This window comes from Bradyrhizobium hipponense (assembly GCF_008123965.1).
Taxonomy (GTDB): domain Bacteria; phylum Pseudomonadota; class Alphaproteobacteria; order Rhizobiales; family Xanthobacteraceae; genus Bradyrhizobium; species Bradyrhizobium hipponense.
Map to the genome: position 1 here is coordinate 30,362 of NZ_VSTH01000022.1, position 15,561 is coordinate 45,922.

Here is a 15,561-nt window from a genome sequence, read left to right on the forward strand (position 1 = left end):
GCTTCGCGCCACCTTCTCCCGCAAGGGGAGAAGGATGACCCCATAGTACCCCGTGCTGCACCATTGGCCATCGCTAACTGCTTGAGGTGGTAGCGTTGCGAGCCACTTCCAACAATCTTCCAACATTTTAGAGATTCCGAAACGACGATCAACCGCGAAGCTAGCTTTAGCCGATCACCTGCAGATTGGTGATCTCCAAATCGTCCACCGTGCCACTCCAGCGCCAACTAATACGTGCTTCCACGGAGTCTGCATTGTCTGCGGTGGCGATGACTTTAAGAGAGTAGTCACCCGGCCCAATGAGGACTGTCGCGAGCGCCAATGGCATCATCTCGACCCCGAGAACGCAGTGTATGCCTCCTGCATCTGCTACGCCAAAGACGTCAACAAATCGGTGCGAACGGGCTCCTATATCTTTCACCGTCCCACTACCCATCGCGAATTTTAGTTCAATAACTTCCCGAGCGAATCTCTCTTGCGGACCTGATGGAGACCGATAATCGACGTGTGTCATGCACACACTGACTCGCTGGGCCGCTGTACGACCGATATTCTCAACTCGAAGCCGCAAGTAGCGTTGTTGTCCGTTTATTTTTCCGGTCTGAGAATCCGCCGTTGGAGTATCCGCGATGCATCCTTCGGCATCGGCGGAAAATCTAATTCGAAGGGTTGGCTTGCGAAGCCACCGCAAGCCTTCGTTGGCGATTTGATTCAGGACAGCTCCCGCGAGACCCCCTCCCAGAATTGCCCCAAGAACCTGCGGATCAGAAAAATCTGCCATGCAGTAGCCTTTCGAACGGGGGGTCAACGTGGTGGCTGCATGGCGTGACCACCGAATTCGGTCGTCACCATTCTCAAATGGCCGTCGTTGCTAAGCAGTGTCAGCCCGTTTTTGATCGCGGTCTCGGCTATCAGAACGTCGCGCCGCTGGTTGTCGCCACGGTCTCTTCGATCCAATTCGATGAGCCGCGTCAGCATCCTGTCGAACAGCCCGTCATCTGCAGGCCATTTTGCCTGATCCCATTTGCTGATGTCCCACTGCGCCGATTCTGTCGGTAGCGTTTCAGGATCGATCTGATGAAACGCGGAGATCAGTCGTGCACGCCTCTGTTCGTCCGGATCGTTCTTCAGTTCGTCCAGCTGCACATGCGTCGCGAAAACGCGAAAGCGTGCGTAAGTTGAGAGCGCGATCTCTCCCTTGGCGACGGCATTGAATTCTGTCGTGTCCATCATGTAGCGGGCTGCGGGCATCAGCGGCTCGCCGTGACCCTGCCGACGTGGCGTAACGTGCGCTCTTGCGCCGGCGCTGCGCCGGTCAGCATCGCGAGCGTGAACAGCGCCAGCAGGATCGAGTTGGGATTCGTCATCCGGCGATGATAGCAGAACGCGCGGGAATCGCGTGCAAGGGACGCTGGACGGACGCAGGCGTCCCTTTCGGTTGCTATTTCAAGCGGTTAGATAGAATCCCATTCTCCCACAAGGGGAGAAGATGCAGTGGTGTTCGCGGCACGCTACTCCGCCGTCTGCTCCCTCAGCTCCGCCACGTCCTTCGCCGTCAGCTTCGAGCCCTTGGTGCCGAACCGCGCCGTGACGTAGTTCGCGACCGCAGCGATCTCGTCGTCGGTGTAGGCGTTGCCGAAGGCGGGCATCGAGAGGGCGTCGTCCGGCGTGTGGCGCCTGGTGCCTGAGAGCACGATCTGCGCGACGTTGATGGCGGCGGGATCGTTCACGGCCCAGGTCCCGGTCAGCGTCGCCATCGGCGACACCGGGCTCGCGCCGCTCCAGCCGTGGCAGCTGACGCAGGCGCCCGCGAATACCTTCTTGCCGCGCGCATCCGCCGTGACGCCGTCCTTGTGCGAGGCGGGTGCAACGGGCGCCGTGCCTGCGGGCAGGTCGGGCGAGGGCACCGGCGGCACGCTGCGCAGATACGCGACGATGCTGCTTATGTCTTCAGGAGCGAACTGGCTGAAGCTGTGATCGACCGCTTCACCCATCGGCCCCGAGGCCGAGCCATGGCCCGGTGCGTGGCCAAGCGACAGATACGAGATCAGATCCTCGTCGCGCCAATTGCCGAGCCCGGTCGCCTTGTCCGAGGAGATATTGAAGGCGCGCCAGCCCGCCGTGATGGCGCCGGCGAACTTCTTGCGGTTGTCCAGCGCAAAGCCGAGATTGCGCGGCGTGTGACACTCGCCGCAATGCGCCAGCGCTTCCGTCAGATACGCACCGCGATTCCACTCCGGGCTCTTCGACGTATCAGGCGTAAAGCGCGTGTCCGGATTGAACACGGCCGACCAGAACATCATCGCCCAGCGTTGGTTGAACGGGAACGACAACGTGTTCTCAGGCGGCTTGGCGCGCACCGCCGGCAGGCTGAACAGATACGCCTTCACCGCCAGCACGTCCTCGTCGGTCATATAGGTGTAGGACGTGTAGGGCATTGCCGGATAGAGCCGCGCACCGTCATGGCGCTTGCCGCGCTGGACCGCGTCGAGAAAATCCTGGTCGCTGTAATTGCCGATGCCGGTGTCCTTGTCCGGCGTGATGTTGGTCGAATAGAGCGTGCCGAACGGCAGCTTGAAGCCGAGCCCGCCGGAATACTCTTTCTCGCCGGGCTTGGTGTGGCAGACCATGCAGTCGGCCGCCTTCGCGAGATACTCGCCGCGTTCGACCAAGCTCGCCTTCTCGAGCTTTGCCGGCACGCCGGCCGGCTTACCGGCGCGGTAGTCGGCCAGCGCCACTTTCGTGCCGCCGGCGAAATCGAGCGGGCCGGGCCCGCGGATGATCCAGATGCCGAGCGCCACCGCGACGATGGCGATCATCACCAGGCTTGCGAGAATACGCATCTTGCCGCTCATGCCTTCCTCCCCGCAGCCAGCAGTTTCCGGTCGATCGGCAGGCGCCGCAACGCCACGCCGGTTGCGGCAAGAATCGCGTTGCGCAATGCCGGCGGTCCGGCGTTGACGCCGGCCTCGCCGATGCCGCCGGGCGCCTCGCCGCTTTTCACGACGACGACCTCGATCTTCGGCGTCTCGTTGATACGCATCATGCGGTAGTCGTGGAAGTTCGATTGCTGCACGCGGCCCTTGTCGATGGTGATCTCGCCGTAAAGCGCGGCGGTGAGGCCAAAGATCAGCCCGCCTTCGATCTGCGCCTTCACCGTGTCGGGGTTGACCGCGATGCCGGTGTCGACCACCGAGGTAATGCGGCGGAGCACGATCTCGCCGCTGTCGTCGATTTCCGCTTCCACCACGGTTGCGAGGAAGCTTGCAAATTACGGCTGTACGCAGATGCCCCGGCCGACGCGCGGCGGCAGCGGTTGTCCCCAGCCGGATTTCTCCGCGGCGAGGTTGAGCACTGCGAGCGCCCGCGGGCTCTTCGTCAGCATGGAGCGGCGGAATTCCACCGGATCCTTGCCAGCCTTGCGCGCTAGCTCGTCCATCGCGCATTCGACCGCGAACACGTTGTTGTTCGGGCCGACGCCGCGCCAGAAGCCGGTGGGTACCGCCGGCGGCTCGGCTCGGACATATTCGACGTGGAAGTTTGGAAAGTCGTAGGGCGTCTCCACGGCAGCGTCGACCGCGTCGATGTCGATTCCCTTCTCGAATGCCGACGGCAGCCAGCGCGCAATCACCGCCGAACCGGCGACCTTGTACTTCCAGGCCGCGACCTTGCCATCGACCAGCGACGCCGTAACCTGGTCGCGGTAGATCGGACGGTAGACGTCGTGCTGGATGTCCTCCTCGCGAGTCCACACCACCTTCACGGGGTAGTCGACCTGTTTTGCGATCTTCACCGCCGCGATCACCATGTCCGGCTCGAGCTTGCGGCCGAAACCGCCGCCGAGCAGGTGGTTGTTGATGATCACCTTGTCGACGGGAAGGCCGGCCGCCTTCGCCGCCTCCGACTGCACGCGCGTCATGATCTGCGTGCCGGTCCAGATCTCGCAGGCATCCGGCCTGACGTGGACGGTGGCGTTGATCGGCTCCATCGAGGCGTGCGCAAGGAAAGGCAGTTCGAAGCTCGCCTCGAATTTGTCGCCGCTCGCGAGCCCTGTGGCGATGTCGCCGACCGATTTTGCGACCACGCCGTCCTTCTCGCTGGCGGCGCGCAGATCCTGCCAGATGTCCCTGGTGGTGAGCTCTGCGTGCGGTCCCTTGTTCCACTCGATCTTGAGCGCTTCGAGGCCCTTCTTCGCCGCCCACATGTGATCACCGATCACCGCGACCATGTCGTCGAGCACCACGACCTTGCGCACGCCGGCGACTTTCACCGCCGCGCTATCGTCGACCTTGCCGACCTTGCCGCCGAACACGGGGCAGGCGGCAACGGTGGCGAATTTCATGCCGGGCAGGATCGCGTCGATGCCGTAGACGGCCTTGCCGTTGACCTTGTCCGGCGTGTCGAGCCGCTTCAAGGGTTGGCCGATATAGACGAAGTCCTTGGGGTCCTTGAGTGGCACGTCTTTCGGTGGGGACTGCTCTACGGCGGCGAGCGCCAGTGCGCCGTAGGAAAGGCTGCGGCCGCTTGCGGTATGCATGACCTCGCCTTTCGATGTCGTGCAGCTTGCAGGCTCGACCTGCCATTGCGCCGCGGCGGCCTGCACCAGCATCGCTCGCGCGCTGGCGCCCGCTGCGCGCAACGGCTCCCACCAGGCGCGGATCGAAGTCGAACCGCCCGTCGCTTGCAGGCCGAAGACCGGATTGGCGTAGAACTGGTCGTTGGGCGGCGCGTGCAGCACCGCAACCTCTGCCCAGTCGGCATCGAGCTCTTCGGCCAGGATCATCGAAATCGACGTATAGATGCCCTGGCCCATCTCGACCTGCGGCATGATCAGCACAGTGCGGCCGGTCTCGTCGATGCGAATGAAGGCGTTCGGCGCGAACTTGCCGTCGGTCGCGTCCTTCGGCTGCTCCGGTTCGTTGACGGCGGCGCGCAGCGGCAGATGGAAGGCAAGAACGAAACCGGCGGCGAGGCCGCCGGTCAGAAGCGTGCGGCGGGAGACGGCTTGAAGGGAATTGTCTGCGATCATGGCGGACCTCACGACTGACGGCCGTTTGCGGCCTGCTTGATGGCCTCGCGAATCCGCACATAGGTGCCGCAGCGGCAGATGTTGCCGGCCATCGCGGCGTCGATGTCGGAATCATCGGGATGGGACGTTTCCGCCAGCAGCGCGGCGGCCGCCATGATCTGGCCGGACTGGCAGTAGCCGCACTGGATCACTTCGAGATCGAGCCAGGCTTTCTGCACCTTCGCACCCGACGGCGTGTCGCCGACGGCTTCGATGGTGGTGACGGCGCGGTTCTCGACCGCGCTGACCGGCAGCACGCAGGAGCGAACGGCCTTGCCGTCGACGTGTACCGTGCAGGCGCCGCATTGCGCGATGCCGCAGCCGAATTTCGTGCCGGTCATCCCGAGGATGTCGCGCAGCACCCACAGCAGCGGCATCTCGGGTGGCGCGTTGAAGGATTTCGTCTCGCCGTTGATGGTTAGAGTTTGTGCCATATGCATCCCCTTACTCGACGATCGCTTGCGGCGATCGGGTCCGCGAATTCGCGCGACCATAATCATACCAATGCGAAACGACGAAGCGTCGAAATTCCTGGCAATGCATATTTGCGCAGGTAGCGCGTCAGGCCATGATGTTCACGAATTTGTGCGGCGATCGCTGCAGCAGTTTTGGGCTAATTGATATGATAATCGTCATGTTTTGAGGTGCTTTCTTCCCACGCGTCATTGATCGCCGCAGATGATCGTGCGAATGTGCAAAATCATGCGATGTCGAAATTCGTGCGATTGGGAAAGTCAGGCGACGGTGAGCACGGTGCGCTTCCGACGGGATCAATCAGGACGGCCAATCGCTGCGTCTGCGACGCGATAGCCAGCCTGCGCGACGATGGCATCATGCGCCTGTTTTGCCCGACGGGGCAACGGGTTCTACCAGGCGCCTAAGCCAACGGCTTCATCAGGCGCCTAAGCCATTGATTCCGCGCGCCCCGGCTACTGTGCATGGGGTTGTTTTGCAGCTTTTTGATGCAGGGACGCCACAGCGCTGGGGCGCGATGCGCATCGCGGCGGCCATCAGCTCTGCCGAAAACCCATCCGGAATGCGCCCCAGTGTCTGCCGCGGACCATGATCGGCGACGACAGGTCCTTCATCAGCACGAACTGCCCGCCGCCCATGTCGCGGCGATAGGTTTGCAGCAGGAACGGCTTCGTGTTCGCCGCGACCTTCTGCACCGCCCGATCGGTGAACAGGCGGCGGTTGCGGCAATTGGCATTATTCCAGACCGGATCCTTGCCCTGTGGCAAGCGGTAGTTCGGATTGTGCGTCGGCAGATAGCCGCCTTTGGCCCAGGCGACGCAGAACACGATGCGGCGATCGGATTTCTGGATCGGGTCCTGGATCGCGGGCAGCACGCGATCGGTGAATTCGACGTAGTTGGTGAGATATTGCTTGGGATCGGTGCCGGCGATCTCCCGATAGGTCTGGTCCATCAGCTGATCGAGGGTGATCTCGCCGCGGTCGATCGCGGCCTCGAACTCGGCCGAGATCTGCTTTGCGGTATCGACGACGGCGCGGATCAAGGGGGCATCCGACGTCTCCACGCCGCTGTCGGCGATCAGCGCGATCAGGCCTTCGGAGGTGTCGAGCAGTTTCGTCACCCGCTGGTCGGCATTCTTGAGATCGCGGGAGGAGAGGTCGACGCCCTTGGCGAGTTCGCTGAGCTCGCCAATGACGGTGTCGCAGTGACCGAGATTGGAGGTCGCGGCGCGCGTGACGCTGTCGATCTCGGCTTCCACCGAGGCAAAGCCCTGCTGAACGCGTGAGATGATGCCGGAGATCTGCTGGGCACCTTCGCCCGCGGTCTTGGCGCGCAGCGAGGCGTCGCTGCTCTCGCCGATCAGGCCTTCGATCTGGCCGTCGAGATCGCGTACGGTGTCGGAGATCTGGTGCGTCGCCTGGCGGGTGGCCTCCGCGAGGTTCTTCACTTCGCTTGCGACCACGGCGAAGCCGCGGCCGGCATCGCCGGCGCGCGCCGCTTCGATCGTTGCGTTGAGCGCGAGCAGGTTGGTCTGCTTGGCAATGGCCTCGATCGAGCCGGACACCTTGGCGACCTGCGCCAGCGCCGAGCCGACCGCGCTGAGCCGCGCCTCGATCCGGCCGACGGCCGCGACGAGCTCCGCGATATGGCTGACCGCCGTGTCGACGGCGTTGCGTGACTGCGCGATCTCGCCGACCGCAGCCGACGTGGTCGATTGCACAGCCTGCGATGCATTGGCGATATCGTGGTTGGCCGAGACCATCGTCTCGGCGGTCTTCTGGAGGTGATGGAATCGTTCAGACTGGTTCGCAACACGGCTTGCGACCTCCTGGACGTTGCCGGCGATGTCGGCCAGTTCCACGCCGAGGCCGCCGATGCGGTCGGCAAGCTGGTCGATCAGGCGCTCGGCCAGTGTCCGGTTCGATCCGGTGTCCAATACTGCAAGCTGCGCGACGGACATGTTTTGGGCTTCCTCCAGTCAGAGCCGTTCGCCGGCCCTCCGCGGCATTCCCATTCCAATTCAGACTCTAAAGGATGATTCGCGCCTGGCGTCTTGCCTGAGCGTGCACTCAAGCGCGAACAATTGTCGTTGCGCCCTTAGGTCCTGCTTCACGCATGATCTTTCCGAAGAACCGCGGCACGCTTTTTTCGGATCATGCACTACAGCTTGTAGGCCGTCCTGAATCCGCCCCAGTGCCGGCCCTGCACGCGTATCGGAACGTCGATCTCGCGCATCATGACCGTGTTCCCGTTGCCCATGTCGCGCGCATAGCTCTGCACCAGATACGAGCGCAGGTTGTGCGCCGCCGCCAACCCCGCCGGATCGTTGAAGATCCGCCGGTTGCGACTGTTGGCCGTATTCCAGGCGGCATCGCCCGGCCGCTGCGGATGCGAATAGATCTTGTTGTGCACCGGCAGGAAGCCGTTGCGGTCGACCATGGCGCAGAACGCCATGCGCGGCTCCTTCGCCAAAAATGCCTCCTGGAACGGCGGCAGCGCGCGGTCGGCCCAGTCCAGATATTTGGTGCGGTACTGCTGCGGATTCGTGCCGGCGATTTCAACGTAATCGGTGTCGAAGAGGTCGTCGATCTTGACCTCGCCACGCGCAATCGCGTGCTCGAAGATTCTGGTCAGCGCGGTGCCCGCCTCCATGGCACGGGTGACGTACTCCGTGTTCTCCTCGTGGATCGACCAGAGCTTGTCCTCGATCTTCTCGCTCAGTTCGGCATTGGGGCTGACGAATAGCGTGCGGGCGCCGGCCTTGGTCTGCTCGACCACGCGCAGCCGGCAGGTGCCGACATCTTCGAGGCTGCCGTCGATGATCGCCTGCGCCGCGAGCCGGCCTGCGTCCGCGCCGCCGATCAGCACGCCGTCCATTGAGATCTCGTAGACCGGCAGGATTCCACGCGCGGTTTCGAGTTTGAGATGGCAGGGCAGTCGCTCGGTCTTGCGACGATCGTCGTGCTCGCTCTGCCGGAGCAGGATCGCGCAGCGCGATTTCAGCTTCTGCGCGAAAGTCGTGACGGCCTTACCGGCACTGGCGACGTTCTCGCCGTGGGTCCAGGCGGCCTTGGTCGCGGCATCGATCTCCGCCGCGCTCTCGCCGACCGAGATGATGAACTGCGACGCGCTGGCGGCGTTGCTGGAAACCTCGCCGGTGGTCGCGTTCTGCTCGGCAACCGCGCCGTTAACGGTGTCGAATACCGGGCGGATCGCCTCGATCGCCTGCGAGATGCGGTGCACTGCGTCCGCAGAGCCGGCGGCGTCGCGCTGGAGCGCGTCGATCTTCTTCGTGATCTCTTCCGTTGCGCCCTGGGTCTGCACCGCGAGCGCCTTGACCTCGGTGGCGACGACTGCAAAGCCCTTTCCGGCAGCGCCGGCGCGCGCGGCTTCGATGGTCGAGTTGAGCGCGAGCAGCGTCGTCTGCCGTGCGATCTGCGCGATCAGGTTGACGACATTGCCGATCGCTGCCGACGACTCGCGCAGCCGGTCGACATTGGCGCGGGCCTCCTGCGCCGCGGCGCTGGCCTGATCGGCAAGCTTGCCGGCCTCGCGGACCTGCGCGCCGATTCCGTGCGCGGATTGGGTGAACTTGTCGGCGGCCTGGGCGAAGGTAGAGGCGTTCGATTGCGCGGAATTGGTCCGGCCGGTCAGTGCGTCGGTGCGCTGGCGGATATCGGCAAGCGTCGCCGCGGTCGCCTCCGCGCCGCCGGCCACCGAATTGGCGGCACGCTCGAGCTGGCGAATCATCCCTCCCAGCTCGAGTTCCAACAGTTCGAGGATTTCCCTGGCCGAATCGCCCTCGGCGGCCGGCGCAGGGTTGGAATTGGCGGCCGGCTGCGCACCCTGCGGGGCTGCCACAGACGCGGCCAAATCCGGCAGACGTTTCCGAAACAGTCCGAACGCCATCAGGTCTCTCTTGTCGGGGAACGGGCGGACGCTATTTTCGCAAGCCGAAATGAAGTCAGGGTTAACGATAGCTGACATCTGGACACGAGCCGCTACGGTATTACCTTAAAGTATGAGAGACCCTTTCAATCCGGCGGGTTGGCAGCCTATAAGGCCGCGCTTCCCACTCTCGCTGGCGGACGATTCCCCAAAACGACCAAGAGACCACGCATGGCCGGACATTCCCAATTCAAGAACATCATGCACCGCAAGGGGCGGCAGGATGCCCAGAAGTCGAAGCTGTTCGGCAAGCTGGCGCGGGAAATCACCGTTGCGGCCAAGCTCGGGACGCCCGATCCCAACATGAATCCGCGCCTGCGTGCGGCGATCACCGCGGCGCGCCAGGAGAACATGCCGAAGGACAATATCGAGCGCGCCGTCAAGAAGGCGCTCGGCAATGAGAGCGAGAACTATGACGAGATCCGCTACGAGGGGTATGGTCCCGGCGGCGTCGCCGTCATCGTCGAGGCCCTGACCGACAACCGCAACCGCGCCGCCTCCGACATCCGCTCCTTCTTCACCAAGTCCGGCGGTAACCTCGGCGAAACCGGCTCGGTGTCCTTCATGTTCGACCGCACCGGCATCATCGAATATGACCGCAGCGTCGCCTCCGACGATGCGGTGCTGGATGCGGCGATCGAGGCCGGCGCCGACGACGTCGTCTCCGGCGAGAGCGGCCACGAGATCTACGCCTCGACCGAAAGCTACCGCGACGTCGCCAAGGCGCTGGAAGCCAAATTTGGCGAGCCGCGCAAGGCCGCGCTGATCTGGAAGCCGCAGAACACGGTCGCCGTCGATGACGAGACCGGCGAGAAGCTGCTCAAGCTGATGGACCTGCTCAACGAGCACGACGACGTCCAACACGTCTACGCCAATTTCGAGGTCTCGGACGCGCTGATGGCGAAGATGGGCGGGTAGGAGGCTCGCGTGGACGTTGCGCTCCCTCGCCCCGCTTTTGCGGGGAGAGGCGAAAACAAGCGCTCCCGCTTTTCCCGGGGCTTCCGTTCTGTTTCTGTTTCGCTCCTCCCGGTCAGCCGCTATCACTGGCCGATGACCGCGCTCCCGATTCGCGTCCCAGTTCGCATCATCGGCATCGACCCCGGCCTGCGCCGCACCGGCTGGGGCGTGATCGAGTCCGAGGGCAATCGCCTCGTCTACGTCGCCTGCGGTTCGGTGGAACCGCCGGACGACCTGCCGCTGGCAAGCCGCCTGCTCGCGATTCATGAGGGCCTTGCGGCCGTTCTCTCCGACCACAAGCCGGTGGAAGCCGCGGTCGAGCAGACCTTCGTCAACAAGGACGGCGTTGCGACGCTCAAGCTCGGCCAAGCCCGCGGGGTCGCCATGCTGGCGCCCGCAATGTTCGGCATCAGCGTCGCCGAATACGCGCCGAACCAGGTCAAGAAGACCGTGGTCGGCGCCGGCCACGCCGACAAGCAGCAGATCGCGATGATGCTGAAGATTTTGCTGCCAAAGGCCGAGCCGCCGTCAGCGGACGCCGCCGACGCGCTGGCCGTCGCCATCACACACGCCCATCATCGCCAGAGCACGGCGCTGCGCCTGAAGGTGGTCGGGATATGATTGCTCGCCACGCATCACCGTCGTCATGCCCGGCCTTGTGCCGGGCATCCACGTGCTTTCTTGCCGATGTCAAAAGCGTGGATGGCCGGGACAAGCCCGGCCATGACGAGCGAGACTTGCCTGCCGCCGCCGGGGAATCAATATGATCGGCAAGCTCAAGGGCCTGATCGATTCCTACGGCGAGGATTATGTGCTCCTCGACGTCGGCGGCGTCGGCTACCAGGTGCATTGCTCGGTGCGCACGCTGCAGCATCTGCCGGCGCCCGGCGAGGCCGCGGTGCTGTCGATCGAGACCTATGTCCGCGAGGATCAGATCAAGCTGTTCGGCTTCCGCACCGACCAGGAGCGCGAATGGTTTCGCCTGCTCCAGACCGTGCAAGGCGTCGGCGCCAAGGTCGCGCTGGCCGTGCTCGGCACCCTGGCGCCGGCCGATCTCGCCAATGCGATTGCGCTGCGCGACAAGGCCGCGGTGGCGCGCACGCCTGGCGTCGGTCCCAAGGTTGCCGAACGCATCGTCACCGAATTGAAGGACAAGGCGCCGGCCTTCGCCAATGTCGATCCGGCGGTGGTGCATCTTGCCGGCGCCGTCGACGACCAGCGCGCCCCGCGGCCCGTCGCGGATGCAATCTCCGCGCTGGTCAATCTCGGCTATGGCCAGCCGCAGGCGGCAGCGGCGATTGCATCGGCCGCGCGCAGTGCCGGCGAGAGCGCCGAGACGGCGCAGCTCATTCGGCTGGGCCTGAAGGAGCTGTCGAAGTGAGCGCGGCCCACGCCAATCCCGTCGCCGCCCTGTTTTGTCGCCTTTCGCGCGTGGCCGGTATCGTCGTGATTTTCTCCGTTGTGGGGCCGCTGACAACCGCCGCACTGGTTTCGGTGACGGTGACGGCGCTCGGTGCCGCGATGCTGCAGATGTTTCTTGCGCTCCTCGATCTGGAGGCGCTGCGCGCCCTGCTTTCGATCGCGGTCGTGCTGCTGGCCATCGCCACAGTTCTTGCCTCCTTCCTTCCTGCAGTCATCGCCGGCTTGATATTCGCGCTGGCTGTGGTCTACGCCGATCTCAACATGATCTGGATGGCGTGGCTCGCCGCGGCCGTGGCCGCGGCCGGCTTCGTCGCGTTGGGCATGTTCATTGTGCCCTCCGAAACCTCCGCGGTGATCTTGCCGAGTGTCCGTTCCGCGCCTGAGGCGCTTAAGCTTTCGGCGATGCTCGCCATCCTCGCCGTCATTCCGGCTAGCCTGTGCTGGTGGCTCGCGAAACCGCTGTATCGTGTTATCCTGCCCGCATGACCACACCCCCACGCATCGTCACGCCCGAGCGCCGCAGCGATGATGTCGGCGACACTGCGCTGCGGCCGCAGTCGCTGTCCGATTTCGTCGGTCAGCAGCAGGCGCGCAAGAACCTCTCGATCTTCATTGAGGCGGCGCGCAAGCGCGGCGAGGCGCTGGATCACGTGCTGTTCGTCGGTCCACCCGGCCTCGGCAAGACCACGCTGGCGCAGATCGTTGCCAAGGAACTCGGCGTCGGCTTTCGCGCTACATCGGGCCCGGTGATCGCCAAGGCCGGCGATCTCGCCGCGCTGCTGACCAATCTGGAAGAGCGCGACGTGCTGTTCATCGACGAGATCCATCGGCTCAGCCCGGCGGTGGAAGAGGTGCTCTATCCCGCGATGGAGGATTTTCAACTCGATCTCATCATCGGCGAGGGCCCGGCGGCGCGCTCGGTCAAGATCGAACTGTCGAAATTCACCCTCGTCGGCGCCACCACGCGCGCCGGTCTTCTGACCAATCCCCTGCGCGATCGTTTCGGCATTCCGGTCCGGCTCAACTTCTATACGATCGAGGAGCTCGAAAGCATCGTCACTCGCGGCGCGCGCGTGATCAATGTCGGCATGAGCGCGGACGGCGCCAACGAGATCGCGCGCCGCGCTCGCGGCACGCCGCGCATCGCCGGCCGCCTGCTGCGGCGCGTGCGCGATTTTGCCTCGGCCGCCGATGCCGCCTCGATCGACCGCAAGATCGCCGACCACGCGCTGAGCGCGCTCGAGGTCGACGCCGCCGGCCTCGATGCCATGGATCGCCGCTATCTCACGACCATCGCGCAGAACTATGGCGGCGGCCCGGTCGGCGTCGAGACCATGGCTGCTGCGCTGTCCGAGCCGCGCGATGCGATCGAGGACATCATCGAGCCCTATCTGATCCAGTGCGGCTATCTCCAGCGCACCCCGCGCGGCCGCCTGCTCACCTCGCACGCCTTCCGTCATCTCGGGATCAGCGAGCCCTCGCGCGATGCGGCGCAGTTCGGCCTGTTCGGCACGGACGACAGCGACGACTGATCTGCGCAAATGCCGATCGCCCCGATCGTCATGAACAGCCGGTAATCTTCGTGCAGACGGTCTGCACATGCGCACCCCAATTTCGCTCCAATCGGGCTGCATCACGGAACGTGCATCACGACTGGGCCTCCATGATCACGCGCCGTCATCTCATCCGTTCCATCGGCGGTCTGTCCGCCCTCGGCATCTCGACCGCTGCCTATGGCGTCGGCGTCGAGCCGGTGCTGCGGCTTCGCGTCACCCGCTATCACCCGACCCCGCGGCAGTGGCCCGCGGATTTTCCGCTGAAGATCGCCGTGATCGCCGACATCCATGCCTGCGATCCCTGGATGCCGCTGGAGCGGATCGAGGCGATCGTCGACCGCACCAACGCGCTGAACGCCGACCTCATCGTGCTGCTCGGCGACTACGTCGCCGGTCTACACCAGGTCACGCGCATCATTCCGTCCAGCGAATGGGCCAGAATGCTGGCCGGCCTCAAGGCGCCGCTCGGCGTCCATGCCGTCATGGGCAATCACGACTATTGGGACGACAGAACCGTGCAGCAGGCAGGGCACGGGACGACGATCGCGCATCGTGCTCTGGAGGCAGCCGGCATTCCCGTCTACGAGAATGACGCCGTGCGCCTCACCAAGGACGGCCGTCCGTTCTGGCTCGCCGGTCTCGGCGATCAGCTCGCTTTTCTGCCGGCGCGGCGCTTCCGGAGCACGGGGCGCTTCGGTACCGACGATCTCACCGCGACGCTGGCAAAGATTACCGACGACGCGCCGGTGATCCTGCTCGCGCACGAGCCCAACATCGCGCCACGCGTGCCCGCACGCGTGGCGCTGCAACTGTCCGGCCACACCCACGGCGGCCAGGTCCGCCTGCTCGGCTGGTCGCCGGCCGTTTCCCCGCAGCATGGCCTCCGGCTTGCCTATGGCCATTTCCGGCTGAAATGCGACGTCATCATCTCCGGCGGCCTCGGTTGCAGCATCATCCCGGTCCGCGTCGGCGTGCCGCCCGAGATCGTCGAGGTGACGTTGGGGCGGACGGCGCCGGTTGTGTCCTAGCCTGCTTGCGCGGCCGGCCGTTTTTGCGCAAAACAGGCCGGTAGAGAACAGCGAAGAGGCTCGCGACGTGACAGCTCATCTCGACGGCGAGATCCGCGACGGCCGCCATCACATGCAGGTCCGCGTCTACTACGAGGACACGGATTTTTCCGGCATCGTCTATCACGCCAACTATCTTCGCTACATGGAGCGGGGACGGACCAATCATCTGCGGCTGATGGGTGCCGAGCAGCAGGCGCTATTCGAGCAGCCTGCGACGGAAGACGCCGGCTTCGCTTTCGTGGTGCGCTCGATGCATCTGGACTTTCGCAAGCCCGCGCGGATGGACGACGTGCTCGACGTCGTGACCTGGCCGATCGCGGTGAAGGGAGCCTCCATCATGCTGGCGCAGGAGGTGCGGCGCGGCGGCGACGTGCTGGTCAAGGCCGAGGTGCGGGTCGCCTTCATCAGCGGCGGACGCGCCCAGCCGATCCCGAAATCGATCCGCACGCTGATGAAGGCCGACGTGATTTCGTGATCGGACGATAGCAGATGGCCTATCGACATCGCCATCCGCAGCACTAGATTTGCCGTTCGACAACCCGATGAGGCCATCATGTCGCGCCCGCCGCTTCCGCCCTTCACGAAAGAGACTGCCGCGCAAAAGGCGCGCATGGCCGAGGACGCCTGGAATTCGCGCGATCCGCAGCGCGTCGCGCTCGCCTATACCGAGGACAGTCGCTGGCGCAATCGCTCCGACGTCTTTCAGGGCCGCGAGGCCATCGTCGCGTTTCTCACCCGCAAGTGGGAGAAGGAGCAGGACTATCGCCTGATCAAGGACCTCTGGGCCTTCGACGGCAATCGCATCGCCGTGCGCTTCCAGTACGAATGGCACGACGTGTCCGGCCAGTGGTATCGCTCGTACGGGAACGAGCAGTGGGAGTTCGACGAGCACGGATTGATGAAGCGGCGCGAGGCTTCGATCAACGACATCGCGATTGCGGAGAAGGACCGTCGGTTTCACTGGCCGGCGCCGGGGCCGCGGCCGGCGGATGTGCCGGGACTGGGGGAGAGCCCGTTCTGAGTCTTTTCTCGAAGCGGCGCTGCTATTCCCTCTCCCCTTGTGGG

General features: G+C 64.5%; 14 protein-coding genes and 1 pseudogene. 8 read left to right on the plus strand and 7 right to left on the minus strand.

Translation table 11 applies throughout. The features are described 5' to 3' along the window. Positions 1–166 precede the first annotated feature (166 nt). The 7 genes and pseudogenes from FXV83_RS08465 to FXV83_RS08495 form a co-directional block, all read right to left on the minus strand. Positions 167–781 (minus strand): hypothetical protein, encoded by a 615-nt coding sequence (locus tag FXV83_RS08465; protein ID WP_148738732.1) that lies wholly within the window; start codon positions 779–781, stop codon positions 167–169. Positions 782–804: 23 nt separating this feature from the next. Continuing rightward, on the minus strand, positions 805–1,251 hold the full coding sequence (locus FXV83_RS08470; protein WP_148738733.1) for a PIN domain-containing protein: 447 nt from the start codon (positions 1,249–1,251) through the stop codon (positions 805–807). A 260-nt stretch (positions 1,252–1,511) separates the two neighbouring features. Then, entirely contained in the window at positions 1,512–2,855 is a 1,344-nt protein-coding gene (locus tag FXV83_RS08475; protein ID WP_148738734.1) for a cytochrome c, read from the minus strand. After that, a pseudogene (locus tag FXV83_RS08480) lies at positions 2,852–5,029 on the minus strand (xanthine dehydrogenase family protein molybdopterin-binding subunit). The gene FXV83_RS08475 and the pseudogene FXV83_RS08480 overlap by 4 nt, the downstream one beginning before the upstream one ends. A gap of 8 nt (positions 5,030–5,037) precedes the next feature. Further along, entirely contained in the window at positions 5,038–5,502 is a 465-nt protein-coding gene (locus FXV83_RS08485) for a (2Fe-2S)-binding protein (RefSeq protein WP_187435755.1), read from the minus strand. Positions 5,503–6,078: 576 nt separating this feature from the next. Next, positions 6,079–7,503, minus strand: a complete 1,425-nt coding sequence (locus tag FXV83_RS08490) for a methyl-accepting chemotaxis protein (RefSeq protein ID WP_148738736.1) — start codon at positions 7,501–7,503, stop codon at positions 6,079–6,081. A gap of 200 nt (positions 7,504–7,703) precedes the next feature. Then, positions 7,704–9,452 (minus strand): methyl-accepting chemotaxis protein, encoded by a 1,749-nt coding sequence (locus FXV83_RS08495; protein WP_187435756.1) that lies wholly within the window; start codon positions 9,450–9,452, stop codon positions 7,704–7,706. 210 nt (positions 9,453–9,662) lie between these two features. On the opposite strand from FXV83_RS08495, the gene FXV83_RS08500 reads away from it, so the two are divergent. The 8 genes from FXV83_RS08500 (at position 9,663) to FXV83_RS08535 (ending at position 15,517) form a co-directional block, all read left to right on the plus strand. Continuing rightward, a complete protein-coding gene (locus tag FXV83_RS08500) occupies positions 9,663–10,409 on the plus strand; it encodes a YebC/PmpR family DNA-binding transcriptional regulator (protein ID WP_148738738.1) in 747 nt (248 codons plus the stop codon). 132 nt (positions 10,410–10,541) lie between these two features. Beyond that, positions 10,542–11,069, plus strand: a complete 528-nt coding sequence (gene ruvC, locus FXV83_RS08505) for a crossover junction endodeoxyribonuclease RuvC (RefSeq protein ID WP_148738739.1) — start codon at positions 10,542–10,544, stop codon at positions 11,067–11,069. Positions 11,070–11,211: 142 nt separating this feature from the next. Then, complete coding sequence (gene ruvA, locus FXV83_RS08510) at positions 11,212–11,829, plus strand: Holliday junction branch migration protein RuvA (RefSeq protein ID WP_148738740.1); 618 nt, start codon at positions 11,212–11,214, stop codon at positions 11,827–11,829. Next, a complete protein-coding gene (locus FXV83_RS08515) occupies positions 11,826–12,356 on the plus strand; it encodes a hypothetical protein (RefSeq protein WP_148738741.1) in 531 nt (176 codons plus the stop codon). Before ruvA ends, FXV83_RS08515 begins: the two co-directional genes overlap by 4 nt. Further along, positions 12,353–13,402 (plus strand): Holliday junction branch migration DNA helicase RuvB, encoded by a 1,050-nt coding sequence (ruvB, locus tag FXV83_RS08520; RefSeq protein ID WP_148738742.1) that lies wholly within the window; start codon positions 12,353–12,355, stop codon positions 13,400–13,402. The genes FXV83_RS08515 and ruvB overlap by 4 nt, the downstream gene beginning before the upstream one ends. A gap of 131 nt (positions 13,403–13,533) precedes the next feature. Further along, positions 13,534–14,454, plus strand: coding sequence for a metallophosphoesterase (locus tag FXV83_RS08525; RefSeq protein WP_148738743.1), 921 nt, complete (start codon positions 13,534–13,536; stop codon positions 14,452–14,454). 67 nt (positions 14,455–14,521) lie between these two features. Continuing rightward, positions 14,522–14,971 carry a tol-pal system-associated acyl-CoA thioesterase gene (gene ybgC / locus FXV83_RS08530; RefSeq protein ID WP_148738744.1) on the plus strand — a complete coding sequence of 150 codons (450 nt, stop codon included), beginning with the start codon at positions 14,522–14,524 and terminating at the stop codon, positions 14,969–14,971. A gap of 78 nt (positions 14,972–15,049) precedes the next feature. Then, the gene (locus tag FXV83_RS08535) at positions 15,050–15,517 is read left to right on the plus strand and encodes a nuclear transport factor 2 family protein (protein WP_148738745.1); all 468 of its coding nucleotides are present in this window, start codon (positions 15,050–15,052) and stop codon (positions 15,515–15,517) included. Positions 15,518–15,561 lie beyond the last annotated feature (44 nt).

Excerpts from the sequence above, each read along its gene's own strand:
- FXV83_RS08465 (WP_148738732.1), bottom strand. The coding sequence starts at position 781 with ATGGCAGATTTTTCTGATCCGCAGGTTCTTGGGGCAATTCTGGGAGGG.
- FXV83_RS08470 (WP_148738733.1), bottom strand. The coding sequence starts at position 1,251 with ATGCCCGCAGCCCGCTACATGATGGACACGACAGAATTCAATGCCGTC.
- FXV83_RS08475 (WP_148738734.1), bottom strand. The coding sequence starts at position 2,855 with ATGAGCGGCAAGATGCGTATTCTCGCAAGCCTGGTGATGATCGCCATC.
- FXV83_RS08485 (WP_187435755.1), bottom strand. The coding sequence starts at position 5,502 with ATGGCACAAACTCTAACCATCAACGGCGAGACGAAATCCTTCAACGCG.
- FXV83_RS08490 (WP_148738736.1), bottom strand. The coding sequence starts at position 7,503 with ATGTCCGTCGCGCAGCTTGCAGTATTGGACACCGGATCGAACCGGACA.
- FXV83_RS08495 (WP_187435756.1), bottom strand. The coding sequence starts at position 9,452 with ATGGCGTTCGGACTGTTTCGGAAACGTCTGCCGGATTTGGCCGCGTCT.
- FXV83_RS08500 (WP_148738738.1), top strand. The coding sequence starts at position 9,663 with ATGGCCGGACATTCCCAATTCAAGAACATCATGCACCGCAAGGGGCGG.
- ruvC (WP_148738739.1), top strand. The coding sequence starts at position 10,542 with ATGACCGCGCTCCCGATTCGCGTCCCAGTTCGCATCATCGGCATCGAC.
- ruvA (WP_148738740.1), top strand. The coding sequence starts at position 11,212 with ATGATCGGCAAGCTCAAGGGCCTGATCGATTCCTACGGCGAGGATTAT.
- ruvB (WP_148738742.1), top strand. The coding sequence starts at position 12,353 with ATGACCACACCCCCACGCATCGTCACGCCCGAGCGCCGCAGCGATGAT.
- FXV83_RS08525 (WP_148738743.1), top strand. The coding sequence starts at position 13,534 with ATGATCACGCGCCGTCATCTCATCCGTTCCATCGGCGGTCTGTCCGCC.
- FXV83_RS08535 (WP_148738745.1), top strand. The coding sequence starts at position 15,050 with ATGTCGCGCCCGCCGCTTCCGCCCTTCACGAAAGAGACTGCCGCGCAA.